Source organism: Chelativorans sp. J32 (genome assembly GCF_000518985.1).
In the GTDB taxonomy this organism is placed as follows: domain Bacteria; phylum Pseudomonadota; class Alphaproteobacteria; order Rhizobiales; family Rhizobiaceae; genus Chelativorans.
This window is the reverse complement of the sequence record NZ_JAEQ01000003.1, coordinates 139,670-161,916: the sequence shown is the minus strand read 5'-3', so window position 1 is coordinate 161,916 and position 22,247 is coordinate 139,670. Positions and strand designations below refer to the sequence as shown.

23 protein-coding genes are annotated in these 22,247 nt (G+C 60.5%); 13 read left to right on the top strand and 10 right to left on the bottom strand.

Annotated elements, in window-relative coordinates; translation table 11 throughout:
• Positions 1-361 precede the first annotated feature (361 nt).
• The 3 genes from CHEJ32_RS0106335 to CHEJ32_RS0106325 are packed head-to-tail and all read left to right on the top strand — an operon-like array spanning position 362 to position 2,972.
• Positions 362-919: a TRAP transporter small permease subunit gene (locus CHEJ32_RS0106335; RefSeq protein WP_028033106.1), complete on the top strand. Its 558-nt coding sequence runs from the start codon at positions 362-364 to the stop codon at positions 917-919.
• Positions 919-2,310, top strand: a complete 1,392-nt coding sequence (locus CHEJ32_RS0106330; RefSeq protein WP_028033105.1) for a TRAP transporter large permease subunit — start codon at positions 919-921, stop codon at positions 2,308-2,310. Before CHEJ32_RS0106335 ends, CHEJ32_RS0106330 begins: the two co-directional genes overlap by 1 nt.
• 32 nt (positions 2,311-2,342) lie before the next feature.
• Complete coding sequence (locus tag CHEJ32_RS0106325) at positions 2,343-2,972, top strand: exopolysaccharide biosynthesis protein (protein ID WP_028033104.1); 630 nt, start codon at positions 2,343-2,345, stop codon at positions 2,970-2,972.
• 46 nt (positions 2,973-3,018) lie between these two features.
• On the opposite strand, the gene CHEJ32_RS0106320 is transcribed toward CHEJ32_RS0106325, so the two are convergent.
• Complete coding sequence (locus CHEJ32_RS0106320; protein WP_028033103.1) at positions 3,019-4,113, bottom strand: TRAP transporter substrate-binding protein; 1,095 nt, start codon at positions 4,111-4,113, stop codon at positions 3,019-3,021.
• A gap of 229 nt (positions 4,114-4,342) precedes the next feature.
• On the opposite strand from CHEJ32_RS0106320, the gene CHEJ32_RS0106315 reads away from it, so the two are divergent.
• A complete protein-coding gene (locus tag CHEJ32_RS0106315; protein WP_028033102.1) occupies positions 4,343-5,110 on the top strand; it encodes a gamma-glutamyl-gamma-aminobutyrate hydrolase family protein in 768 nt (255 codons plus the stop codon).
• 2 nt (positions 5,111-5,112) lie between these two features.
• Here the strand turns inward: CHEJ32_RS0106315 and CHEJ32_RS0106310 are convergent, their stop codons facing one another.
• On the bottom strand, positions 5,113-5,505 hold the full coding sequence (locus CHEJ32_RS0106310) for a hypothetical protein (RefSeq protein WP_028033101.1): 393 nt from the start codon (positions 5,503-5,505) through the stop codon (positions 5,113-5,115).
• An 88-nt stretch (positions 5,506-5,593) separates the two neighbouring features.
• Positions 5,594-6,577, bottom strand: coding sequence for a 2-hydroxyacid dehydrogenase (locus tag CHEJ32_RS0106305; protein WP_028033100.1), 984 nt, complete (start codon positions 6,575-6,577; stop codon positions 5,594-5,596).
• A 186-nt stretch (positions 6,578-6,763) separates the two neighbouring features.
• Here CHEJ32_RS0106305 and xylB point away from each other — a divergent pair, with 186 nt between their 5' ends.
• The 3 genes from xylB to CHEJ32_RS0106290 all read left to right on the top strand — a co-directional run bounded on the left by xylB (position 6,764) and on the right by CHEJ32_RS0106290 (position 10,034).
• Positions 6,764-8,218, top strand: coding sequence for a xylulokinase (xylB, locus tag CHEJ32_RS0106300; RefSeq protein ID WP_028033099.1), 1,455 nt, complete (start codon positions 6,764-6,766; stop codon positions 8,216-8,218).
• A complete protein-coding gene (gene xylA / locus CHEJ32_RS0106295; protein ID WP_028033098.1) occupies positions 8,215-9,525 on the top strand; it encodes a xylose isomerase in 1,311 nt (436 codons plus the stop codon). Before xylB ends, xylA begins: the two co-directional genes overlap by 4 nt.
• A 284-nt stretch (positions 9,526-9,809) precedes the next feature.
• A complete protein-coding gene (locus tag CHEJ32_RS0106290) occupies positions 9,810-10,034 on the top strand; it encodes a hypothetical protein (RefSeq protein ID WP_028033097.1) in 225 nt (74 codons plus the stop codon).
• Positions 10,035-10,048: 14 nt separating this feature from the next.
• Here CHEJ32_RS0106290 and CHEJ32_RS0106285 read toward each other — a convergent pair whose 3' ends face one another.
• On the bottom strand, positions 10,049-10,822 hold the full coding sequence (locus CHEJ32_RS0106285; RefSeq protein ID WP_028033096.1) for an IclR family transcriptional regulator C-terminal domain-containing protein: 774 nt from the start codon (positions 10,820-10,822) through the stop codon (positions 10,049-10,051).
• 79 nt (positions 10,823-10,901) lie between these two features.
• On the opposite strand from CHEJ32_RS0106285, the gene CHEJ32_RS0106280 reads away from it, so the two are divergent.
• The 3 genes from CHEJ32_RS0106280 to pcaF are packed head-to-tail and all read left to right on the top strand — an operon-like array spanning position 10,902 to position 13,748.
• On the top strand, positions 10,902-11,759 hold the full coding sequence (locus CHEJ32_RS0106280; protein WP_028033095.1) for a CoA transferase subunit A: 858 nt from the start codon (positions 10,902-10,904) through the stop codon (positions 11,757-11,759).
• Positions 11,756-12,526, top strand: a complete 771-nt coding sequence (locus CHEJ32_RS0106275) for a CoA-transferase subunit beta (protein ID WP_028033094.1) — start codon at positions 11,756-11,758, stop codon at positions 12,524-12,526. The genes CHEJ32_RS0106280 and CHEJ32_RS0106275 overlap by 4 nt, the downstream gene beginning before the upstream one ends.
• Positions 12,527-12,542: 16 nt before the next feature.
• Positions 12,543-13,748 (top strand): 3-oxoadipyl-CoA thiolase, encoded by a 1,206-nt coding sequence (gene pcaF / locus CHEJ32_RS0106270; protein WP_028033093.1) that lies wholly within the window; start codon positions 12,543-12,545, stop codon positions 13,746-13,748.
• Here pcaF and CHEJ32_RS24065 read toward each other — a convergent pair.
• From CHEJ32_RS24065 to puuE, 6 genes are all read right to left on the bottom strand, one after another.
• Entirely contained in the window at positions 13,715-14,038 is a 324-nt protein-coding gene (locus CHEJ32_RS24065; RefSeq protein WP_156936626.1) for a type II toxin-antitoxin system VapC family toxin, read from the bottom strand. The genes pcaF and CHEJ32_RS24065 overlap by 34 nt on opposite strands.
• 101 nt (positions 14,039-14,139) lie before the next feature.
• Complete coding sequence (locus CHEJ32_RS0106260) at positions 14,140-14,355, bottom strand: antitoxin (RefSeq protein ID WP_051469511.1); 216 nt, start codon at positions 14,353-14,355, stop codon at positions 14,140-14,142.
• A gap of 83 nt (positions 14,356-14,438) precedes the next feature.
• Positions 14,439-15,035 carry a nucleoside deaminase gene (locus tag CHEJ32_RS0106255; protein ID WP_028033091.1) on the bottom strand — a complete coding sequence of 199 codons (597 nt, stop codon included), beginning with the start codon at positions 15,033-15,035 and terminating at the stop codon, positions 14,439-14,441.
• Positions 15,032-15,532: an ureidoglycolate lyase gene (locus CHEJ32_RS0106250; protein ID WP_028033090.1), complete on the bottom strand. Its 501-nt coding sequence runs from the start codon at positions 15,530-15,532 to the stop codon at positions 15,032-15,034. The genes CHEJ32_RS0106255 and CHEJ32_RS0106250 overlap by 4 nt, the downstream gene beginning before the upstream one ends.
• Positions 15,529-16,371 carry a bifunctional allantoicase/(S)-ureidoglycine aminohydrolase gene (locus CHEJ32_RS0106245; RefSeq protein WP_028033089.1) on the bottom strand — a complete coding sequence of 281 codons (843 nt, stop codon included), beginning with the start codon at positions 16,369-16,371 and terminating at the stop codon, positions 15,529-15,531. The genes CHEJ32_RS0106250 and CHEJ32_RS0106245 overlap by 4 nt, the downstream gene beginning before the upstream one ends.
• Positions 16,368-17,783: an allantoinase PuuE gene (puuE, locus tag CHEJ32_RS0106240; protein WP_034658035.1), complete on the bottom strand. Its 1,416-nt coding sequence runs from the start codon at positions 17,781-17,783 to the stop codon at positions 16,368-16,370. Before puuE ends, CHEJ32_RS0106245 begins: the two co-directional genes overlap by 4 nt.
• A gap of 193 nt (positions 17,784-17,976) precedes the next feature.
• Here puuE and uraH point away from each other — a divergent pair, with 193 nt between their 5' ends.
• From uraH to xdhB, 3 genes are read left to right on the top strand one after another with little or no spacing between them, the layout of a single operon-like run.
• Entirely contained in the window at positions 17,977-18,342 is a 366-nt protein-coding gene (gene uraH, locus CHEJ32_RS0106235; protein ID WP_028033087.1) for a hydroxyisourate hydrolase, read from the top strand.
• 2 nt (positions 18,343-18,344) lie between these two features.
• Entirely contained in the window at positions 18,345-19,823 is a 1,479-nt protein-coding gene (gene xdhA / locus CHEJ32_RS0106230; RefSeq protein WP_028033086.1) for a xanthine dehydrogenase small subunit, read from the top strand.
• 49 nt (positions 19,824-19,872) lie between these two features.
• Positions 19,873-22,218 (top strand): xanthine dehydrogenase molybdopterin binding subunit, encoded by a 2,346-nt coding sequence (gene xdhB, locus CHEJ32_RS0106225; RefSeq protein WP_028033085.1) that lies wholly within the window; start codon positions 19,873-19,875, stop codon positions 22,216-22,218.
• Positions 22,219-22,247 lie beyond the last annotated feature (29 nt).

Below are 22,247 nucleotides of genomic sequence, written 5' to 3'. Positions count from 1 at the left end.
GATAGATTTCACCTGCGGTTTGACCAAGTAAAATCGAAACCCCCGCGAAAAGAGCAACAGCTATATCGGCGGCCCCTCTGCCCACGACATTTTATTAGGCACGAGCGGCGTTTGGCGCACGATTTAATAAGCAAATTCAAGGCGCTTCCAGGTCGCGGAGACGCGGGACCGCCTTCTTTCCTCCCGTAAATACAACGCTCTGGCTTTTTTCGATGGTGCAAAACTGCTAAGAACCCCTCGAAAAACAAAAACGGCGACAGAAGCGCCGCAATTTCCGCCCTCAACCTTGAAGGGCATCGGGAGTGACAATGGAATCAATGATCGAACGAGGCGCCCGCGCGTCTTAGGGGGAGGTTCGACCGTGCGAATAATAGCCCTTGTCGTCCGCGCGATCAGCGCATTCAACTCTGCGGTCGGCCAGATATTCTCGTGGCTATCCTTGGCCATCGTGCTCGTCTGCTTCACTGTGGTGGTGCAGCGCTATGTTTTCTCCGTCAGCTTCGTGTGGATGCAGGATCTGTATGTTTGGCTGAACGGGGCAATGTTTACGGCGGTTGCCGGCTTCGCGTTGCTGCGCAACGACCATGTCCGGGTCGATATCTTCTATCGACCCGCTTCCACGCGAAACAAGGCGATCGTGGACCTGATCGGTGTGGTTGTCTTCCTCCTTCCCTTCTGCTGGGTCGTTTACCGCTATGGCTGGCCTTTCGTCGCCCGGTCCTGGCGCATCCATGAAGGCTCGGCGAACCCCGGCGGAATGCCTGGCCTCTTTATCCTGAAGAGCTTCATTCTTGTCTTCGCGGGGCTCGTCGCGCTCCAGGGCATATCCATGGCCCTGCGGAGCATTCTGGTTCTCGGCGGCGCCGAGCAATTGCTGCCACAAAGGCTGCGTTATGAAAGTGACGGGAGCGCGCACTGATGGACCCGAAGCTGATCGGCGAAATCCTCTCCGGCCTGATGTTCTTCGGCATCATCGGCTTCCTCATGCTGGGCTTTCCGGTGGCATTCACGCTGGCCGGCGTGTCGCTCCTCTTCGGCGTGGTCGGCATGTTCTTCGGCGTGTTCGATCCCTCGAATCTCGGCAGCCTGCCACCGCGTTATGCGGGCTTCATGACCAATGAAGTGCTGGTTGCTGTCCCGCTCTTCATCTTCATGGGCGTCATCCTCGAGCGTTCGAAGATTGCGGAGCAATTGCTGCTCACCATGGGCAAGCTCTTCGGCAACCTTCGCGGAGGCCTCGGCATCTCGGTCATCGTCGTGGGCGCGCTCCTTGCCGCCTCCACGGGCGTCGTCGGCGCCACGGTCGTCACCATGGGCCTCATTTCTCTTCCTGCGATGCTGCGGGCAGGTTACGATCCCAAGCTTGCTTCAGGCGTGATCTGCGCCTCGGGAACCCTGGGCCAGATCATTCCGCCGTCCACCGTTCTCATCTTCATGGGAGACATGCTGGCAGGCATCAATGCTCAGGTGCAGATGGCGAAGGGCAATTTCGCGCCTTCACCCGTTTCGGTCGGCGACCTTTTCGCGGGTGCGATCCTGCCCGGTCTCCTGCTTGTCGGGCTTTATCTTTCCTGGATGATCTTCAAGGCGATCTTTCAGCCTGAATCCTGCCCTGCCACACCCGTTCCTCCTGAAGAGAAGAAGGATCTCTTCAAGGAAATCATCATCGCGCTCGTGCCTCCGCTCATCCTGATCATTGCGGTGCTCGGCTCGATCCTGGGCGGCGTCGCGACGGCCACGGAAGCGGCCTCGGTAGGCGCGGTCGGAGCGATGGTCCTGGCTGCATTCCGGTGGCGCCTTTCCTTCCGTGTCCTCCGGGAAGCGGTCATCTCCACTGCGGCAATCACCTCCATGGTCTTTGTCATCCTGCTCGGCGCGTCCGTCTTCTCGATCGTGTTCCGGCTGATGGGCGGCGACAATCTCGTCCACGAATTCTTGACCAGCCTTCCAGGCGGTCAGCTTGCAGCCGTGGCGGTGGTGATGTTCATCATGTTCCTGCTGGGCTTCATCCTGGATACGTTCGAGATCATCTTCATCGTGATCCCGATCACGGCGCCGATCCTGCTCGCGCTCGATGTCGATCCGCTCTGGCTGGGCGTCCTCGTAGGCGTGAACCTGCAGACGAGCTTCCTGACGCCGCCTTTCGGCTTTTCGCTCTTCTACCTAAGAGGCGTGGCGCCCGCCAGCGTTTCAACCGGAATGATATACAAAGGCATCATTCCCTTTGTCTGCCTTCAGATCGTTGCCATCGCCATCATGTTCACGTTTCCGGAAATTGCCACTTGGCTGCCGCGTTGGATCTATAGCTAAGCCGAATCGGAGTTTCGGATTGGAGTTGGATGATGAGGTTTGGCGACACGTCGCAGTCCCTGCGCGAGACCATCGGCGCGACAGTTGAAGCAATCGACGGGCGCACGGTAACGCTCAGGGAAATCGTGGAGCTGACTGGCGAACAGGGTTTGCTCTTGCTGTGCGCGCTTCTCACCCTCCCCTTTCTCCTGCCGGTCTCCATTCCTGGCGTAAGTACTGTGTTCGGGTTGGCCATCATCCTGATCTCGATCGGGATCACGCTGAACCGTGCGCCCTGGCTGCCGAAGAAAATCACCGACCGGCCGATCGACGCAGAAAAGCTCGTCCCTACCCTGCGGAAGGGATCGGAGATCGTTGCTCGACTGGAGAAGGTGATCAAACCGCGCGTCGAGAGCCTTACCGCCGGCGCGGCGATCAACCGTTTCAACGGGTTGGTTCTTCTGCTTGGGGGGGTGCTCTTGATGTTTCCGCTCGGGCTCGTGCCCTTCTCCAACACCCTGCCTGCCTTCGGAATCCTATTCCTTGCGGTGGGCATTTCGCAACGCGATGGCCTGTTCGTGCTGGCGGGCTATGGCATGACGATCGCCACGATCGTCTACTTTTCGGCACTCGCTTATGCCGCTTTCGTGGCCGGCCGCGGCCTCACCTCCATTTTTGGCTGAAAGAAAAAGCCCGGGCGTTGCCCGGGCTTTCACGCCTAAAGTCGATTCAAAGCTGGAAATACTTCTCGCGTGCCTGGATGAAGAGCGCGTCGGTGCCTTCGGTCTTCTGTCGCACGATCTTGAGGGCGGATACGAAGCTTTCCGCCGTCTTCTTGGTCAGTGGATCGCTCGAATCAAGCATGCTCTGGATGATCTCCTGAGATGCTTTTGCACCGGCTTCCATGATGTCTTCGGGGAATGTCCGAACCTGCACGCCATGGTCATTTACGAGCGTCTGGAGCGCACGCGGGTCATTGGCCGCGAAATCCGCCGCCACAGCGTCATATTCGGCCTGGCAGGCATCTCGAATGATCGCCTGTAGGTCGGCCGGCAGTTCCTGATACTTTGCCTTGGATACGACCAGTTCGGTCGCAAGCCCCGGCTCCACGAAACTTGGGAAGTAATAGTTCTTGCAGACCTGGTAGAAGCCAAGAGCGAGATCGTTATACGGGCCGACGAATTCTGCCGCATCGAGCGTGCCCGACTGCAGCGCCTGGAAAATTTCGCCCGCAGCCATGTTGGTGACCGTTGCGCCGAGCTTTTCCCATACCTGGCCGCCAAGGCCGGGGGTACGGAAACGCAGGCCCTTGATGGAGTCAAGTCCAGTGAGTTCGTTGCGGAACCATCCGCCGGCCTGAGTTCCGGTATCGCCCGATAGGAAGCCCTGTACGCCGAACTGATCGTAGATTTCGTCCCAGATCTCCTGGCCGCCGAGATAGCGCACCCAGCCGGTGAGCTCGCGCGACGTCATGCCGTAGGGAACGCCGGTGAAGAAGGAAAGACCCTGGCTCTTGTTCTGCCAGTAATAGGCAGCCCCGTGGCTCATCTCCGCCGAGCCGTCGATTACGGCATCCAGCGATTGGAGCGGCGGCACAAGCTCGCCTGCCGCATAAACCTGCACCGTAAGCCGTCCTCCGGACGCAGCGGTGATGCGGTCGGCAAGGCGCTGCGCCCCCACCCCCAAGCCCGGAAAGTTTTTTGGCCAGGTCGTAACCATGCGCCACGTCTGGTTGCCTTGAGAGATGGCGGGTGTGGCGAGCGCGCTGGCTCCAACGCCGACGCCTGCCAGTCCGGCCTTTTTTATGAATGAACGCCGATCCATGAAATACCTCCCATATTGAGGATCGAAATGAACGGATATCGAGCGCGATGGCAGCCGAGCCTCCCCCCGATTACCGATCGGCTATCAATACACGCGATGGCCGGCGTGTCCAGTTTTCAGACCTGCTCCTTTGGTTGGTAAACACGCCGTTGAAAAACAAGCGCGACCGGTTTGAACTGCGGGAAAAGGGAGCTTACATAATCTCCAACAGCCCCCCAAGGAAAGCTCAATGCGCCAGCCGCTCGTTGCCGTCTCCACAGACGTAAAAGAGTTCGAAAATTACACCTGGCATGCCGCCCCCGAACAATATCTCGAAGCGGCTCTTTCGGTTGCCGGCGTTACTCCCCTTCTTCTGCCCTCCTTCGGAGAGCGGATCGATTTGGACGGGCTCCTTGCTTCCGTTGACGGGGTCCTGCTTACAGGTGCGAAATCGAATGTTTACCCGCCTCTTTACGGAGGCCTGGCGGACGAGAGCAGCGGCCCCTATGACCAGCGTCGCGACGGCACAACCATTCCTCTCATTCGCAAAGCCATCCAGCAGGGCGTACCGCTGCTTGCCATTTGCCGTGGCATTCAGGAATTGAATGTCGCGCTCGGCGGCACGCTTGCAAATGAGATACAGGAGCGCGCCGGGATGCTGGACCACCGCGGCCATGGCGAGACGCAGCAAGAGCGTTTCGCGATACGCCAGAAGGTGGAAATCAAGCCGGGCAGTTGCCTCGCAGATATTGTCGGCGGCGGGGAAATCGCGGTGAATTCAGTCCACAGGCAGGGGATAGAACGCCTCGGGCCCAACCTTCAGGTGGAAGCGCTGGCACCAGACGGAACAATCGAGGCAGTATCGGTCGTTGGATCCGCGGCTTTCGCCGTCGGGGTTCAGTGGCATCCGGAATTTTGGGCGGCAAGCGACGCCCCTTCCCGCCGGATCTTCGAAGCGTTTGGCAACGCAGTGCGGGCCCATGAGGAGGTGCGCCGGCGGCCACTGGCGGCTGAATAGCGCTATTGCGCTTTCAGTGCGACGATCGGAGATATGGGCTTGAGCGATTCGTAAGCCACTCCATCCGCGGCAAAGAACTCGATGACCGAGCTTCCGTCGGCCGCCACGAAGGACACCTCGCCAGCTCCGTCTTCCTGCCAGTAACGTGCGTCGGCAAGCCGCGGCATGATCCGCACGCATTCGGGCTCCAGTTCGAGCTCTGCGCGCTGTGTTTCGCCGCGCTTCACCACCGTGCAGTCGCCGTCCCTTCCGGAAACGCTCAGCTGATACGTGTTTTTCTGCTTCGCCTTCTCAATTGCCCGCTCTGCCGCATCGGAGGTTTCGCCGTCCGGAAAGGCGAAAGGCACGGCCCCGAGCACAGCGAGGAGGGCAAATGCTGATAATCCCAGCTTCATCCTGTGCTCCTTTCCAGTTCGTTTTCGCATTGTTAATGCCAATGGTTAATAAAATCTAATTGGCCGTAATGTGGCTCGAACGGCGATATCAAGCCTTCGCTCTTACATGTACCGTCTCAGCCACAGGGGTCAGCGCCTCTCCGCGCGAGAACCACGCAAAGAGGTTCTCAGCGACCAGCTCCGCCATCGCCTGCCGCGTATGGACAGAGGCCGAAGCCACATGCGGCAACAGACAAGCGTTTTCGCAACCCAGCAGCGCCTCCGGCACATTGGGCTCATCCGCAAAGACGTCGAGCCCTGCAGCAAGGATCGCGCCATCGCGCAGCGCCGCCACAAGCGCCTCCTCGTCAACGCTGCTACCGCGCCCGACATTTATGAAAACACCATTCGGCCCAAGTGCCCGCAGCACCTGGGCATTCACAGCCTTCGCGGTGCCCGCTCCTCCCGGAGCAACGCAGATCAGCGTATCCACCGCTTCGGCCAACGCGAGGAGGCTCGGGAAATAGGCGTAGGGCAGGTCTGCGACTTCACGCCTGTTGTGATAGCTCACCGGCAAGCCGAACGCCTCCACGCGCCGTGCGATTGCCCGGCCGATCCGCCCCATTCCGAATATGCCGACACTTCGCGCACGCAACGTGGCGCGCGTGTACGGGTATGCCCCCTCGCTCCTCCAGCGGCCTGCACGCAAATACGCCTCTGCCTTGGGCAGTTCGCGGACTGTGTTGATCAGCAATCCGATGGTCGTGTCCGCCACCTCTTCCGTCAGCACGTCGGGCGTATTGGTCACCATCACGCCCTTCTTTCCCGCGTGGACCGCATCCACCGCGTCATAGCCGACGCCGAAATTGGCGATGATCTGAAGGCGGGGAAGAGCGTCGATGAAGTCTGCGCTGATCGTCTCCGAAGACGCTATGCCAACTATATCTTGCTTCATCTCCTCGGTCAGGAGCGCCGGATCCGCACGCTCGAGTTCTACCACCTTGAAGTGCTCACCAATGCGGCTGACCGCATGGGGGTGCAGTTTTCCTGGAACAAGGATGGTGACCTCACCGGCTCCCTCAGGCATTCGCATCGTCTCCGACCAGTAATAACCGAATCATACCTCATCATCTGATGGGACGAGCAGCTTAAAAGTAAAGCTGTGCGCCCTTTGGAGACTTGACGGATTGCCGCGCGGCGGCTGTTATCGTATTTGTTTCGGAACTCGAAATAAATGAGGGCGACGGCAATCCTCAGCCGGCCTTACGGGAGGAAGTGAATGTATCTCGGGCTGGACCTCGGCACTTCCGGGGTCAAGGCACTGTTGATCGACGGCGAACAGAACATCGTCGGTACCACAACCGCGCCTCTTGACGTTTCCCGGCCGCATCCAGGCTGGTCCGAGCAGGATCCAGCGGAATGGATCCGCGCCTTGGAGGAGGCGGTTGCTGCTCTGAACGTGGCCCATCCCGCCGAAATGGCCGCGGTCAAAGGCATAGGGCTTTCCGGCCAGATGCACGGCGCCACGCTGCTCGACAGATCCGACAAGCCGCTTCGCCCCTCCATCCTTTGGAACGACACGCGCAGCTACAAAGAAGCAGCCGAGCTCGATGCCGATCCGCGATTTCGTAGGATCACCGGCAATATCGTTTTCCCGGGCTTTACCGCGCCGAAGCTGAACTGGGTCCGAAACAACGAGCCGGAAGTCTTCGCTCGAACCGCCAAGGTGCTTCTGCCCAAGGATTTCCTGCGCCTATGGCTTACCGGAGAGCATATCTCCGAAATGTCGGATGCTGCAGGCACCGCTTGGCTGGACGTGCAAAACCGCCGCTGGTCCGCGGAGTTGCTGGCCGCCACCTTGCTCGAAGAAGGGCATATGCCGGCTCTGGTCGAAGGAACCCAGCGCGCCGGCGTGCTGCGCGCCGAGCTCGCCAGTCAATGGGGCATGGACCATGATGTCGTGATTGCAGGTGGTGCAGGCGACAACGCGGCTTCCGCCTGTGGCGTGGGTACGGTCAAGCCGGGCGCCGCCTTCGTCTCGCTTGGCACCTCCGGCGTACTCTTTGCTTCGAACGATGCTTATCTTCCGAACCCCGAAAGCGCGGTGCACACCTTTTGCCATGCCCTGCCGGGCACATGGCACCAGATGGGCGTCATCCTGTCTGCAACTGATTCGCTCAATTGGCTGGCCGGCGTCACCGGTCATAAGGCCGGCGAACTCACTGGCGAATTGGGCGACGAACTGAAAGCACCGACCGGCGTCGTCTTTCTTCCTTATCTTTCCGGCGAGCGCACCCCGCATAACGACGCCGTGATCCGCGGAGGTTTCATCGGCCTCTCGCACCAGACCGACCGCGCTGCCCTCACCCGCGCGGTTCTCGAGGGCGTGGCGTTCGCCTTTCGTGACAGCCTGGAAGCACTGCGACAGGCGGGAACGGAGCTTTCCCGCGTCACCTCCATTGGTGGCGGTTCCCGCTCCGGCTATTGGTTGAAGGTCATCGCCACCGCCCTGAACCTGCCCGTCGAAGTTCCGGCGGAGGGTGATTTCGGCGCGGCTTTCGGCGCTGCTCGCCTCGGCCTTATAGCGGCGGAAGACGCCGATCCCATCGCCGTTTGCACCCCGCCTGAGATTTCCTCGGCGATCGACCCAGATACCAAGCTCCTGCCGGCTTTTGAGGATGCCTATTGCCGCTATCGCGGCCTCTACCCCGCAATACGAGGAGTTTCACTATGAGCACCGGATTTTTCAGCGACCTGCGGCCGATCGCTTATGAGGGGCCGGAAAGCGACAACCCGCTCGCCTTCCGCCATTATAATCCCGACGAGATCGTGCTCGGAAAGCGGCTTGAAGACCATCTGCGCTTTGCCGTCTGTTACTGGCACACATTCGTATGGCCCGGCGGCGACCCTTTTGGCGGCCAAACCTTCGAACGCCCCTGGTTCGGCGAGACCATGGAAAGGGCCAAGCTCAAGGCCGACGTTGCCTTCGAGCTTTTTGAAATCCTGGGCGTTCCCTATTTCACCTTCCATGACGCCGATGTGCGCCCGGAAGGCGCCTCTTATTCCGAGAGCGTTTCCCGGCTGAACGAGATCGCGGATTACCTCGCCCGGAAAATGGAAAAAACCGGCGTCAAGCTGCTCTGGGGCACCGCCAATCTCTTTTCTCACCGGCGCTTCATGGCGGGTGCTGCCACCAATCCCGATCCGGACGTCTTCGCCTATGCGGCTGCGACGGTGAAGGCCTGCATCGACGTGACGAAGGGCATGGGCGGTGAGAACTATGTGCTCTGGGGCGGGCGCGAGGGCTACGAGACGCTCCTCAACACCGATATGGGCCGGGAGCTGGACCAGCTCGGCCGCTTCCTCTCCATGGTGGTGGATTACAAGCACCGAATCGGCTTCAGAGGAACGATCCTGATCGAGCCCAAGCCACAGGAACCAACCAAGCATCAATATGACTTCGATGTCGGCACGGTTTACGGCTTCCTGAAGCGCTATGGGCTCGAAAACGAAGTGAAGGTGAATATCGAGCAAGGGCATGCTCTGCTTGCTGGTCACTCCTTCGAACATGAGATCGCGCTTGCCGCTGCTCTGGGCATATTCGGCTCGATCGACATGAACCGGAACGACTACCAGTCGGGATGGGATACGGACCAGTTCCCCAACAACGCGCCCGAGGCCGCGCTTGCCTACTACCATATCCTCCAGGCGGGCGGCTTCACCACCGGCGGGACGAATTTCGATGCCAAGCTGCGGCGCCAGTCGCTCGATCCGGAGGATCTTGTCGCTGCCCATATCGGCGGAATGGATATCTGTGCACGTGGGCTGAAGGCCGCAGCCCGCATGATTGAAGACAATGCGCTGAGCAATCCATTGGAGGAGCGGTACGCCGGGTGGAGCAAGCCCGAAGCGCAGGCCATGCTCAAGGGTGAGCGCACATTGGAGGCGATCGCAGATAGGGTGGCGCGCGAAAACCTCGATCCGCTCCCTATATCGGGCAGACAGGAGAAACTCGAAAATATCGTAAATCGCTACGTTTAGCCGCAGCGAGCACGACCTAATGCTTTAGTTACGCAGCAGAAATAGAAAGCTTATCCGCTACAGGAAGAGGCGTTTTCCGACGAAATCTAAGCGATTTCGCGTAAGCTCCCGCACTGTCAATACCAAAGGCGGAGCTGTTTATTAAACTTTTGTGACTGCTTATTAACTTGCGATAAACAAAATGGCTATTTCACTATAAACTTGTCGCCAAATCTTCATCTGACCGCCTTCATCCAGACAGGATTGATGGCCTAGATTCAGGCTCCAAACGTCGGAGGCGTAGGATGAGCGTTGATAGAAAGGTGGAAGCGGAAATCGACGCGCTGCTGGCGCGCGATGACTCGGCATCCGTAATCGACATGCTGCTGTCGATGCCTCACGTGATGGCTGCCGATAACGCTGATTGGGAAAAGATCCTGCATGCGCGGCTTCAGGAACGCCTCGCTCGCAAGATGCGTGAAGTTCTGGAGGGCGCAAGGGAGCCAGACAACGCGAGGAGCGCCGCATGAGGACGCTTGGCTCGCTATTGAAACGCGATGAGTTCCTCGATTCTTGCCGCGGCCTCAAGCAGGGGCGGCAGGAGAGCGTCACGCATCTCGTCACAGGAAAATCGCGCCGATTGGGTCGAGATGTTCACGGCTGCCACAACGACCCCGGAACGCGAGCGCACCGGTACGGCGATCGAGCGCAACCCGAGTTCGAGTTCCTCGTCGACGATGGCATAACCTGCCCGCCGGATGTCCGCCACGCAGGCCGCAAGGGCCTGCCGGTCCGTCATCGTCTTGGGCGTATTGGCGCGAATCGTCGCCTTGTTCAAAAAACGGGCGAGTTCGGCGTCATCCAGGCTTGAGAGGAGCACCCTGCCCATAGAGGTGCAATAGGCTGGTAGGCGTGTCCCAACTGAAAGAGAGACGGAAACGATCCGCCTACCTGCCACACGGGCGACATAGACAATATCCTCCCCTTCAAGCACCGCTGCCGAACAGGATTCCCCCACGGCATGGGATACTTCGCGCAGGATAGGCTCGGCGAGAGACCAGATGGATCCTCCGCCCAGCCAGGCCCGGCCAAGGGATAGCAGCTTGGCGGAAAGAACGAATTGTCGCCCCTCCAGCCGCGCATATCCCTCCGAAACAAGCGTGAGCAGCAGCCGGCGGGCGCCCGCTCGCGTCAAACCCGCCGCTTCGGCGACCTCGGTCAGCCTTAACCCGGCAGGTGCTCCGGCCAAGATTTCGAGCACGCCGAGCCCCTTCGCAAGCGACCCCACCAGATCGCGCTGCTCAGACCGCTGCTCCATTGACTCAATCGGCTCGTTCATCTAATCACGTATCGCATACAAAACTTTTGTTCGCAATACGAACATCTGGAGGGCGATGATGGCGCACTTCATCCCGCTGGAGCAGGCGGTACGAGAGAATTTGAAGGATGGGGATACCGTTGCCTTTGAAGGCTTCACCCACCTTATCCCCACTGCGGCGGTTCATGAAGCCATTCGCCAAGGCTTCAAGGATCTTACCCTGGTCCGCATGACTCCAGACCTGATCTATGACCAGATGGTCGGGATGGGCATGGTGAAGAAGATGATCTTCTCCTATGTTGGCAACCCCGGCGTTGGCCTCCTGCGGCGCGTGCGCGATTCCGTCGAGAACGGCTGGCCGCGCGAAGTGGAGATCGAAGAACACTCTCACGCTGCCATGGCAAACGCCTATGAAGCGGGGGCTGCGGGCCTGCCGCTGGCCGTCTTCCGCGGTTATCGCGGCGCAGGACTTGCCGAGGTCAACCCGAACATCAAAAGCATCACCTGCCCCTTCACGGGTGAGAAGCTTGCTGCCGTGCCTGCCGTCAGGCCGGACGTCACCTTCATTCATGCTCAGAAGGCGGACAAGAAGGGCAATGTCCTCATCGAGGGCATCATCGGTATTCAGAAAGAGGCTGTGCTTGCGGCCAAGCGCGCGGTCGTCACGGTCGAAGAGGTGGTCGACGATTTCTCCGACGCTCACCCCAATCTCTGCATTCTGCCGCATTGGACGATCACGGCCATCGCCGTGGTTCCTGGCGGTGCCCATCCGTCCTACACGCATGGTTATTACGTTCGCGACAATGCCTCCTATCTGGAGTGGGATCAGGTCGCGGCGGACCGTGACCGGTTCCGCGCTTGGATGGAAGAAAATGTCATCAAGGCGAAGCCTGAGGATTTCGCCGCACGTGTCGAAAAGCTGAGGGTGGCGAAATGAGCGATTTTACCCCCAATGAAATGATGACCATCGCGGCCTCACGGGCGCTAACGAGCAGCGACGTCTGCTTCGTCGGCATCGGCGCCCCCTCGGCGGCCTGCAATGTGGCGCGGCTCACCCATGCGCCCGATATCACGCTGATCTACGAGTCGGGGACGATCGGGACCGCGCCGGACGTGCTGCCCCTCTCCATCGGCGATGGGGAACTGTGCGACACCGCGCTCACCACCGTCTCGGTCCCGGAGATGTTCCGCTACTGGCTGCAGGGCGGCCGGATCACCATCGGCTTCCTGGGGGCCGCTCAGCTCGACAAATACGGCAACATCAACACCACAGTCATCGGCGACTATCACAAGCCAAAGACGCGCCTGCCGGGCGGCGGCGGTGCGCCGGAGATCGCGACCTCGTCGCAAGAGGTTTACATCACCATGGCGCAGTCCAAGCGCGGGATGGTCGAGAAGATTGACTTCTACACCTCCTTCGGCCATGGCGACGGCGGCGATCACCGCAAACGGCTCGGCATCGAAACCAAAGGCCCCACGCTTCTCATTACCGATCTCGCCATCTGGAAGCCGGATCCGGAAACGAAAGAATTCACTGTCGTTTCCATGCATCCCGGCGTCACTCGCGAGATGGTCCAGGAGACCTGTGGCTGGCAGGTGAAATTTGCCGACAATGTCGAGGAGACGCCACCGCCGACGGAATTGGAACTGAAGACCCTGCGCGATCTCAAGGCACGCACCGACGCCGCACATAAGGGCAAGTAGCCACAGGAGCACCGATATGACCGAAGCGTTCATCTGCGACTACATCCGTACTCCGATCGGCCGCTTCGGCGGTGTGCTCTCTTCCGTGCGCGCTGATGATCTTGCCGCCGTCCCGCTAAGGGCATTGGTCGAGCGCAATACGGCGGTTGATTGGGCTGCAGTGGACGATGTGATCTACGGCTGCGCCAATCAGGCCGGCGAGGACAACCGCAACGTCGCCCGCATGGCTGTGTTGCTTGCAGGCTTGCCCGTCGATGTGCCGGGGTCGACCATCAACCGTCTCTGCGGATCCGGCATGGATGCGGTTGCGACCGCCGCCCGCGCGATAAAGGCGGGCGAAGCCGAGCTGATGATTGCAGGTGGTGTGGAATCCATGAGCCGCGCACCGTTCGTTCTCCCAAAGGCCGAGACGGCTTTTTCCCGCAACGCGGAGATCCACGACACGACGATAGGCTGGCGCTTCGTCAATCCGCTGATGAAGAAGCAGTACGGCGTGGATTCGATGCCCGAAACGGGCGAGAACGTCGCCGAAGACTTCAAGGTGAGCCGCGCCGACCAGGATGCCTTCGCCGTCCGCAGCCAGGACAAAGCAGTCGCCGCGCAGGAAAATGGACGGCTGGCCAAGGAAATCGTGCCGGTCACCATTCCCCAGCGCAAGGCTGATCCCATCATCGTTGACAAGGACGAGCATCCCCGCCCCGGGACGACGGTGGAAAAGCTGGGCAAGCTTCCCACTCCGTTTCGCGAGAATGGCTCCGTCACGGCTGGCAATGCATCGGGTGTCAATGACGGCGCGGCTGCCCTCATCATCGCTTCGGAGGCCGCGGCGCGCAAATACGGGCTGACGCCCATTGCCCGCGTGCTTGGCGGCGCCACGGCCGGCGTTCCCCCGCGCATCATGGGCATCGGCCCCGCACCGGCGACGAAAAAGCTCTGTGCCCGCCTCGGCCTGAAGCCATCCGATTTCGATGTGATCGAACTTAACGAGGCCTTCGCTTCGCAGGGTATCGCCGTGCTGCGCGAGCTTGGCATTCCGGAAGATGCGGCGCATGTGAATCCCAATGGCGGCGCCATTGCGCTCGGCCACCCGCTCGGCATGTCCGGCGCGCGCATTTCCGGCACCGCCGCGCTGGAGCTGAAGGAGCGCGGCGCAAAACTGGCGCTCGCCACCATGTGCATCGGCGTCGGTCAGGGCATCGCATTGGCGCTCGAGCGGGTCTGATCCTCGATCCAGTTTTCGACGGCAAGGCTCGGGACAAAGCGGAAGGCGCGATCGCTGGTCACCAGCGTCGCGCCAATTTCCAGGCATGAGCGGCGATCAGCATCTCGAGTGGCGGGAACATCCGCCCTCATGTCGAAGCTGAGCTCGCATTCTCGCCATATCGGCGTGCCACATCCGCAGTCCAACATCTCGACCAGATCGAAGAATACGTCAGCGGCAGCTGCCAGACGCTTTGCTGCCGGCCCCTGAGCGAGTCCAGATCTGGTCTCGCCCGAGCTCACTGCGGACACGCAAAGTTCAGCCTTTCGTCTGCGGACATCCTCCTGTCCAGCGCGGTACTGCGGCTGTGCATGAAGGTGCTCACGATTGTTATCAAGCATGAAGCGCCGGGTCATGCCAGCGGATGATCCCGCTCATCGATGCCCTGCTCACGATCCTCCATGAAGCCTTCCAGCTTCTCTGAAGGAATCCGCTCACGCCTGCTGAAAAACTCGCCCCAAGATGCGCCCTGCCGCAGCTTCTGAGAAAGGATCACATCTCCAGTCTCGGAATCGCGGCGGATTTCCACCTCCTCACCTTCGAAGCGGAATTCGGCGGGCAATCGCATGGCCTGGCCACGGCCGTTCCAGAAGAGCTTGCGGTCCGGGGCATGGCATCGGTATATACCGCCGCCCAGCCCCGCAAGAGCGGCTAATTCAGCGGAATGTCGTTCTCTGCCTTGCTCTTCTGATAAGCGTCGGAAAGTCCCGCATAAATCTCGGCGAGCTTTGAAATTCGCGCCGCCGCCCTTCCTCTTTCCGATGCCGGCAACTCTCGCGCGAGCGCCGGTACGGAATAGCTCTTCCAGAACGCGTTCTCCGCGGCATAGCCGCCGGGCTCCAGCCGGAAAATCTCCTTCAGGATCTTCAGGTCGTGCGGAATCGCAAAGGAATCCCGCGAATCCTCATGACTGAAAAGATAGAAGAAATTGTCGAAGCCGGTCCAGGTGATGGCCGACAGGCAGAGCGAGCAGGGCTCGTGCGTGGACAGGAAGATGCAGTCCCTTGTGTCGGGCCGGCTCGCCTTGTCCATTTCATAGAATCGCTTCAGCGCATGCATTTCGCCATGCCAGAGCGGATTCTCGAGCTCGTTGTTCGTTTCCGCGATCACGAGCGACAGATCGCTTTTCCTCAAAATGGCCGCGCCAAAGAGCTTGTTGCCTGCCGTCACGCCAGCCCTCGTCTTGGGCACAATGTCATATTCGATGACATCGAGCAGCCGGTTTATGAGATCCGTATCGGGTTTCATCGCTGTTCCGGCAGATGGATTTCATACGGGTCGGAAAAGAAAAACTCTTCCAGATTCTGGCCATCCCCGCCGCGATCGACGATCAGGAAATCTTGTTCCTCGCCGATAGGCGTCAGTACGCCGTGCCAGGTGTTACGGGCGTAATTCACCCCCTGCCCCGGCTTTGTGACGAAAGCACGCGGCCCTCCCGGCCTGCCGCCCTCATCAGGGCAAACGACCACCAGAAACGGCCTCGCCACAAGCGGCACGAAGGCTTGGCTGCCGAGCGGGTGCCGCTCTACCATCTTCAGCGCAAGCGGGAATTCATATGGCTGCCCGCGCGCGATGCTGACCAGCACCCGCGCGTTCTCCCCCACCACGTCTACCTTCGCCAGGTCATGAAAGCGCTGCGTCTTGCCGTTGTTGATCGGGAAGCTGGCTCCCTCTTCGGCTTCGATCACGTCCCCAAAAGGCGAAAACGCATCTTTCGTCAGAAGTTCGGCGACGATCTTCCTCATTCACCTGTTCTCCGCCAGAACGGCCTAAGGGCTGCGTGCCTGTTTACATCCTTGTAGAGCAGATAGCGAAACCTGCCCGGCCCACCCGCATAGCACGCCTGCGGGCAGAAGGCGCGCAACCACATGAAGTCGCCCGCCTCGACCTCTACCCAGTCCTGGTTTAGCCGGTAGACCGCCTTGCCTTCGAGCACGTAAAGGCCGTGCTCCATCACATGCGTCTCCGCGAAGGGGATCACCGCGCCGGGCTCGAACGTCACGATGGTTACATGCATGTCATGCCGCACGTCCTGCGGGTCGACGAAGCGCGTTGTTGCCCATTTCCCTTCCGTGTCCGGCATGGCCGTAGGCGCGATATCCTTCTCGTTGACGAAGAAAGCCTCCGGCACAGCTATGCCGTCCACCGCCTCATACGCCTTGCGGATCCAATGGAAGCGCACTGGAGCAGAGCCTTCGTTCCGCACATTCCACCGGCTCGCTGGCGGCAGGAAAGCGTAGCCGCCCGGCTCCATCCGATGCGTCATGCCGCCCAGCTCCACCGTCAACTCTCCTTCGACGACGAAGATTACACCTTCCGCCTCCGGGTCGAGCTCGGGCCTTTTGCTGCCACCACCCGGCTGGATTTCCATGATATATTGCGAAAACGTTTCGGCGAAGCCCGAGAGCGGGCGCGCGATGATCCACGCCCGCGTCCTCTCCCAGAAGGGCAGACAACTGGTGACGATGTCGCGCATCACGCCCTTCGGGATCACCGCATAGGCTTCGGTGAAAACCGCCCTGCCGGTGAGAAGATCTGTTTGCGGCGGATGCCCGCCCGTCGGCGCGTAATAGCTTCTGATCATGACGGCAGGATCTCCTTGAGCCTCAGATATGCGATGCGCTCCACCTGGCCGCACGCGGTGGCGAACTCCTCCTCACGGCCATTTTCGATGCGCTTCTCGAACGCGCGCAGGATGCTTTCCTTCGTGTTGTCCTTGACGGCGATGATGAAGGGAAAGCCAAATTTTTGCATGTAGCGCGTGTTGAGATCGGTGAAGCGAGCACGCTCCTCGTCCGTCAAGGCATCAAGCCCCGCGGAAGCCTGTTCCTTGGCTGATTCCGGCGTCAGCCGCTTCGCCGCGGCGAGCTTTCCGGCCAAATCGGGATGCGCCTTGAGCACACCCAGGCGCTCTTCCTCGGTCGCGCTACGGAAGATCCGCGCCAGCGCGTTATGCAGCCCAGCCGCGCTGTCGTGCGCGGGGCCGAGTTCGAGGGCAAAGGCGCGCTCGGCAATCCATGGCGAATGCTCGAAGATGGAGCCGAAGCGCTCCACGAACTCACCCCTGCCCATGCGGCTCGGCCTCAGTGCCGGCGCCATGTAAGGATGGTGCTCCATCCAATGCCGGGCAATGTCGATGCGCCGGGGTAGCCAGACCTTCTCATGGCCCTTCACATAATCGATGAAGCGCCTGAGCGAAGCGGCCCTGCCCGGACGGCCGATCAGACGGCAATGCAGCCCCACGCTCATCATAGCCGGCCGCCCGAGCCTGCCTTCCTCATAGAGCGTATCGAAGGCGTCCTTCAGATAGCTGAAGAACTGGTCGCCCGAATTGAACCCCTGCGGCGTGGCGAACCGCATGTCATTGGCATCGAGCGTGTAAGGGATCACGAGCTGCGGCGGCGCCGCATTCCCATGCCCGTCATGGTCGAGCCAATAAGGTAAATCGTCGTCATAGGTATCGGAGATCCAGTCGAACCCGCCCTGCTCAATCGCAAGCTTGACAGAGTTCACGGAGGTGCGCCCGAGATAAAGCCCCTTCGGCGGCTCACCCACGACTTCCGTATGAAGCCGAACCGCCTCCTGCAGATCCCTGCGTTCGTCCTCTTCCGAGTGCGCCCGATAGTCGATCCAGCGCAACCCGTGGCTGGCGATCTCCCAGCCTGCCTCCTTCATCGCTGCCACCTGGTCCGGCGAGCGGGCGAGAGCGGTAGCAACGCCATAGACGGTGACCGGCACTTGCGCTTCCGTGAACATGCGATGGAGCCGCCAGAAGCCGGCGCGCGCACCGTATTCATAGATGGATTCCATGTTCCAGTGGCGCATACCGGGCCAGGGTTGCGCTCCGACGACCTCAGAAAGAAAGGCTTCGGACGCCGCATCCCCATGCAGGACACAGTTTTCGCCACCCTCTTCGTAATTGACGACGAATTGCACCGCGGCGAACGCTCCGCCCGGCCATTTCGGATCCGGCGGGTTTGGCCCGTAGCCGCGCATGTTGCGGACGTAACGCGTCACTTCTTATCGACCCCTAGGTTGAGCTATTTTTTCAAGAATAGCCGATGGTTTCCAGCCCCATTCCCCTCGAAAAATTTGAAAGTCTTTTTGCAGCCTTTCCGCCGTTCCCCCCTTATGCACGTCGCCATTTTGCCGCACAATCATCAGTCAAGAGGAGAAGGAGGGAGATCGCATGGGTGAGCAAGCTGAAGGTCGGCTGACGACCCATGTTCTTGATACGGCCATAGGGCGGCCAGCCGCCGGGATGGAGATCAAGCTCTACCGGCTCGACGGCGAAAGCCGCACTCTCGTGAAGACCGTGCGCACCAACGCGGATGGCCGCTGCGACGCCCCGCTTTTGCACGGGGAGAGCTTTACGCCCGGCGTTTACGAGCTTCTCTTCGAGGTCGGCTCATATCTGCGTGGCAGAGTCGCCGGACTGCCGGCGCCAGCCTTCCTCGACCAGGTGCCGATCCGCTTCGGGATGGCAGAGCGCGCACACTATCATGTACCCCTGCTCGTATCGCCCTATGGCTATTCCACCTATCGGGGGAGCTGACGATGACGGCAATCCGCCATGAAATCCGATTTCTCCTCAACGGGCTGAAGATGGACCTGGACGATGTTCGCCCGGACCAGACCCTGCTCGATTATCTCCGGCTCGAACGGCGCCTTAAGGGGACCAAGGAAGGCTGCGCCGAGGGTGACTGCGGCGCCTGCACGGTGCTGGTCGGCCGCCTCGCCGGAGACACTGTCCTCTATGAGGGCGTCAACGCCTGCATTCGTTTTCTCGCCTCGCTCGATGGCTGCCACGTCGTCACGATAGAGCATCTGAAGCGGCCCGACGGCAGCCTCCATCCCGTGCAGCAGGCCATGGTGGATTTCCACGGCTCCCAATGCGGGTTCTGCACGCCCGGCATCGTCATGTCGCTCTACGCGCTGTGGATGCGCACTCCTCATCCCTCCGACAGGGATGTTGAAAAGGCGTTGCAAGGCAATCTCTGCCGCTGCACCGGTTACGAACCCATCGTGCGTGCCGCCCGTGCGCTTTCTTCCTATGGAAATCCAGCGACGGATCCGCTCTCTCTTGAGCGAGAGACGATCATTGCCGCGCTCAAGGCAATGAGAGATGGGACCCGCGTGGAGATTGGCGGCGGTCGCGAGCGTCTCGTCATTCCCGCAAACCTCGATGACCTTGCTGCCATACTCGAAGCGGAGCCAAATGCCACCATTGTGGCAGGGTCGACCGACGTCGGCTTGTGGGTCACGAAATTCATGCGCAACATTGCGCCCGCCATCTTCATCGGAAACCTGGAAGAGCTGCGCACCATTTCGGAGGCGAACGGCACCATAACCATCGGTGCGGGCGTCAGCTATTCCGACGCCTTCTCCCACCTTTCCAGGCGCCTCCCGGCCCTTGGGCAGCTGATCGACAGAATCGGCGGCGACCAGGTGCGCAATATGGGCACGATCGGCGGGAACATCGCCAACGGCTCCCCCATTGGAGATACGCCACCGCCGCTGATCGCACTTGGCGCAACGCTCACCCTGCGCCGGGGTCAAGGGCGGCGCACTATCCCACTGGAGGACTTCTTCATCGCTTATGGCAAACAGGATCGGCAACCGGGCGAGTTCGTCGAGGCCGTGCACGTGCCTCTGCCCACCCCCGAGACGCGCTTTGCCGTATGGAAGGTCAGCAAGCGACGTGACGAGGATATCACCGCCGTGTTGGGCGCCTTTGCGCTGACTGTCGGACCGGATGGCACGGTGGCTTCCGCCCGCATCGCCTATGGCGGCATGGCTGCCACGCCAAAGCGGGCACTGGCGGTCGAGACCGCGCTTATCGGCAAGCCATGGACGATGGACACCGTCGAACAGGCGCTGCCTGCCTATGAACGCGATTTCACGCCGATCAGCGACATGCGCGCATCCGCGGCGTATCGGATGATGGCGGCGAAGAACCTGCTGCGCCGCTTCTTCCTGGAAATGTCGGGGACGAGCAAACCGGTGACGATAAGCAGATATGAGGAGGCCGTATGAACCTCCCGATCGATTCTGCATTCCTCCACGTCTCCGCCGGAGGTTCCCAATGAACAAGCATACAGCTCCCGACCTCACTTCCACGAAGATTACGGGCGGCGTGGCGGTGAATCTCCGCCACGATTCCGCGCACAAGCACGTCACCGGGGAGGCGGTTTATATCGATGACATGCCGGAGCCCGCAGGTACGCTTCACGCCTATCTCGGCCTCTCCACCGTTCCGCACGGAGCGATCACATCCATGGATCTTTCCGAGGTGGAAACCGCGCCCGGCGTGGTGGCGGTGCTGATGGCCGGCGATGTTCCGGGCGAGAACGATGTCAGCCCTACCGGAGCTCGCGACGACCCCATCTTTGCCGAAGGCGAAGTGCAGTTTCTGGGACAGCCCATCTTCGCTGTAGTGGCGGAAACGCGTGAGGCTGCACGGCGGGCCTGCCGGCTTGCGAAGATCACATATGACGAAAAACCCTTCGTCATCGACATCCTCGACGCGGACCGGAACAATCCGAGGCTCGTCACCAAGCCTATGAAACTCGAGCGGGGGGAGGCGGAGAAGGCGATAGCGGCCGCACCCCGCCGCCTCAAGGGCCAAATGCGCGTGGGCGGCCAGGACCACTTCTATCTCGAAGGCCAGATCGCGCTGGCGCTTCCAGGCGAGGATATGGATGTGACCGTCCATTCCTCTACGCAGCACCCGAGCGAAGTGCAGCATATGGTGGCGCATGCGCTGGGGATACCCTCCCATGCGGTTACCATTGAAGTGCGCCGGATGGGTGGCGGCTTCGGTGGCAAGGAAACCCAGGCGAACCTTTTCGCCGCCGTTGCCGCGATCGCTGCAAAGCGCACAGGCCGGCCGGTGAAGCTGCGTCCCGATCGCGACGACGACATGATCGCCACCGGCAAGCGCCACGATTTCCTGATCGATTACGACGTAGGGTTCGACGAGAAAGGGAATATTCTCGGCGTCGAATTTACCTATGCCGCCCGCTGCGGCTTTTCGGCGGATCTTTCAGGGGCGGTGACCGACCGCGCCTTGTTCCATTGCGACAATGCTTATTTTTACCCCGCGATACGCGCGGTATCCGTACCGCTCTATACCAACACCGTCTCGAATACGGCGTTTCGCGGTTTCGGCGGTCCGCAAGGCGTGGTTGGCGCGGAGCGGATCATAGACGAGGTCGCCTTCGCTTTGGGCAAGGACCCTCTGGAGATCCGCAAGCGGAACTTCTATGGCGAGACGGACCGCAACGTGACGCCCTATCACCAGAGGGTGGAAGACAACATCATCCACCGCCTCGTGGCTGAGCTCGAAGAGAGTGCCGGTTACGCCGCCCGCCGCCGGGAAATCGCTGAATTCAACGCCCAAAGCGCGGTCGTGAAGCGCGGTATAGCGCTCACCCCCGTCAAGTTCGGTATTTCCTTTACTGCCACCCAGTACAATCAGGCGGGCGCACTGGTGCATGTCTATACGGACGGGTCGGTGCACCTGAACCATGGTGGAACGGAGATGGGCCAGGGCCTTTACGTGAAGGTTGCCCAGGTTGTCGCGGAAGAGTTCCAGATCGATATCGACCGCGTGAAGATCACGGCCACCACGACGGCCAAGGTGCCGAACACCTCGGCAACGGCAGCTTCTTCCGGTTCGGACCTGAACGGCATGGCGGCTCAAAATGCTGCCCGCCAGATAAAGAATCGTCTCATCGATTTCGCGGTCACCCACTATGACGTGCCGCGCGAGCAGGTAGTCTTCCTTCCCAACCGGGTGCGTGTGGGAAATCAGGAAATCCCCTTCGCCGATCTGGTGCGCCAAGCCTATATGGCGCGGGTGCAACTCTCGGCCGCCGGCTTCTACAAGACCCCCAAAATTCACTGGGACCGGGAAAAAGGCCGCGGGCATCCCTTTTACTACTTTGCCTATGGAGCAGCCTGCTCGGAAGTATCCATCGATACGCTTACCGGCGAATACGTCGTGGAGCGGGCGGATATCCTTCACGATACCGGAAGGTCACTCAATCCCGTTATCGATATCGGCCAGATCGAAGGCGGGTTCATCCAGGGTATGGGCTGGCTCACCACGGAGGAGCTTGTCTGGGACGAGAAAGGCATGCTGCGCACCCATGCGCCTTCGACCTACAAAATCCCCCTTGCCTCTGATCGTCCCAAAATCTTCAATGTGAAGCTTGCCACCTGGGCGGAAAATGCCGAGCCTACGGTGCATCGGTCGAAAGCTGTCGGCGAGCCGCCCTTTATGCTCGGAATCTCCGTGCTTCATGCATTGTCAGATGCCGTGGCAAGCGTGGCGGATCACAAGATCTTCCCGTGTCTCGATGCGCCCGCAACGCCCGAACGCGTGCTGATGGCGGTGGAGCGATTGAAGAGGGAGGCGAGCAGATAGATTGCGAGTGCGCCTACCGTTATTATCAG

Coding starts and splice junctions, on each gene's coding strand:
- uraH (WP_028033087.1), top strand. CDS start 17,977: ATGGGTGAGCAAGCTGAAGGTCGGCTGACGACCCATGTTCTTGATACG.
- xdhA (WP_028033086.1), top strand. CDS start 18,345: ATGACGGCAATCCGCCATGAAATCCGATTTCTCCTCAACGGGCTGAAG.
- CHEJ32_RS0106280 (WP_028033095.1), top strand. CDS start 10,902: ATGGCGCACTTCATCCCGCTGGAGCAGGCGGTACGAGAGAATTTGAAG.
- CHEJ32_RS0106305 (WP_028033100.1), bottom strand. CDS start 6,577: ATGCGAATGCCTGAGGGAGCCGGTGAGGTCACCATCCTTGTTCCAGGA.
- xylA (WP_028033098.1), top strand. CDS start 8,215: ATGAGCACCGGATTTTTCAGCGACCTGCGGCCGATCGCTTATGAGGGG.
- CHEJ32_RS0106285 (WP_028033096.1), bottom strand. CDS start 10,822: ATGGAGCAGCGGTCTGAGCAGCGCGATCTGGTGGGGTCGCTTGCGAAG.
- xylB (WP_028033099.1), top strand. CDS start 6,764: ATGTATCTCGGGCTGGACCTCGGCACTTCCGGGGTCAAGGCACTGTTG.
- CHEJ32_RS0106315 (WP_028033102.1), top strand. CDS start 4,343: ATGCGCCAGCCGCTCGTTGCCGTCTCCACAGACGTAAAAGAGTTCGAA.
- CHEJ32_RS0106310 (WP_028033101.1), bottom strand. CDS start 5,505: ATGAAGCTGGGATTATCAGCATTTGCCCTCCTCGCTGTGCTCGGGGCC.
- CHEJ32_RS0106330 (WP_028033105.1), top strand. CDS start 919: ATGGACCCGAAGCTGATCGGCGAAATCCTCTCCGGCCTGATGTTCTTC.
- CHEJ32_RS0106250 (WP_028033090.1), bottom strand. CDS start 15,532: ATGAGGAAGATCGTCGCCGAACTTCTGACGAAAGATGCGTTTTCGCCT.
- pcaF (WP_028033093.1), top strand. CDS start 12,543: ATGACCGAAGCGTTCATCTGCGACTACATCCGTACTCCGATCGGCCGC.
- CHEJ32_RS0106260 (WP_051469511.1), bottom strand. CDS start 14,355: ATGCGATTGCCCGCCGAATTCCGCTTCGAAGGTGAGGAGGTGGAAATC.
- CHEJ32_RS0106275 (WP_028033094.1), top strand. CDS start 11,756: ATGAGCGATTTTACCCCCAATGAAATGATGACCATCGCGGCCTCACGG.
- CHEJ32_RS0106290 (WP_028033097.1), top strand. CDS start 9,810: ATGAGCGTTGATAGAAAGGTGGAAGCGGAAATCGACGCGCTGCTGGCG.
- CHEJ32_RS0106245 (WP_028033089.1), bottom strand. CDS start 16,371: ATGATCAGAAGCTATTACGCGCCGACGGGCGGGCATCCGCCGCAAACA.
- xdhB (WP_028033085.1), top strand. CDS start 19,873: ATGAACAAGCATACAGCTCCCGACCTCACTTCCACGAAGATTACGGGC.
- CHEJ32_RS0106325 (WP_028033104.1), top strand. CDS start 2,343: ATGAGGTTTGGCGACACGTCGCAGTCCCTGCGCGAGACCATCGGCGCG.
- puuE (WP_034658035.1), bottom strand. CDS start 17,783: ATGCGCGGCTACGGGCCAAACCCGCCGGATCCGAAATGGCCGGGCGGA.
- CHEJ32_RS0106320 (WP_028033103.1), bottom strand. CDS start 4,113: ATGGATCGGCGTTCATTCATAAAAAAGGCCGGACTGGCAGGCGTCGGC.
- CHEJ32_RS0106255 (WP_028033091.1), bottom strand. CDS start 15,035: ATGAAACCCGATACGGATCTCATAAACCGGCTGCTCGATGTCATCGAA.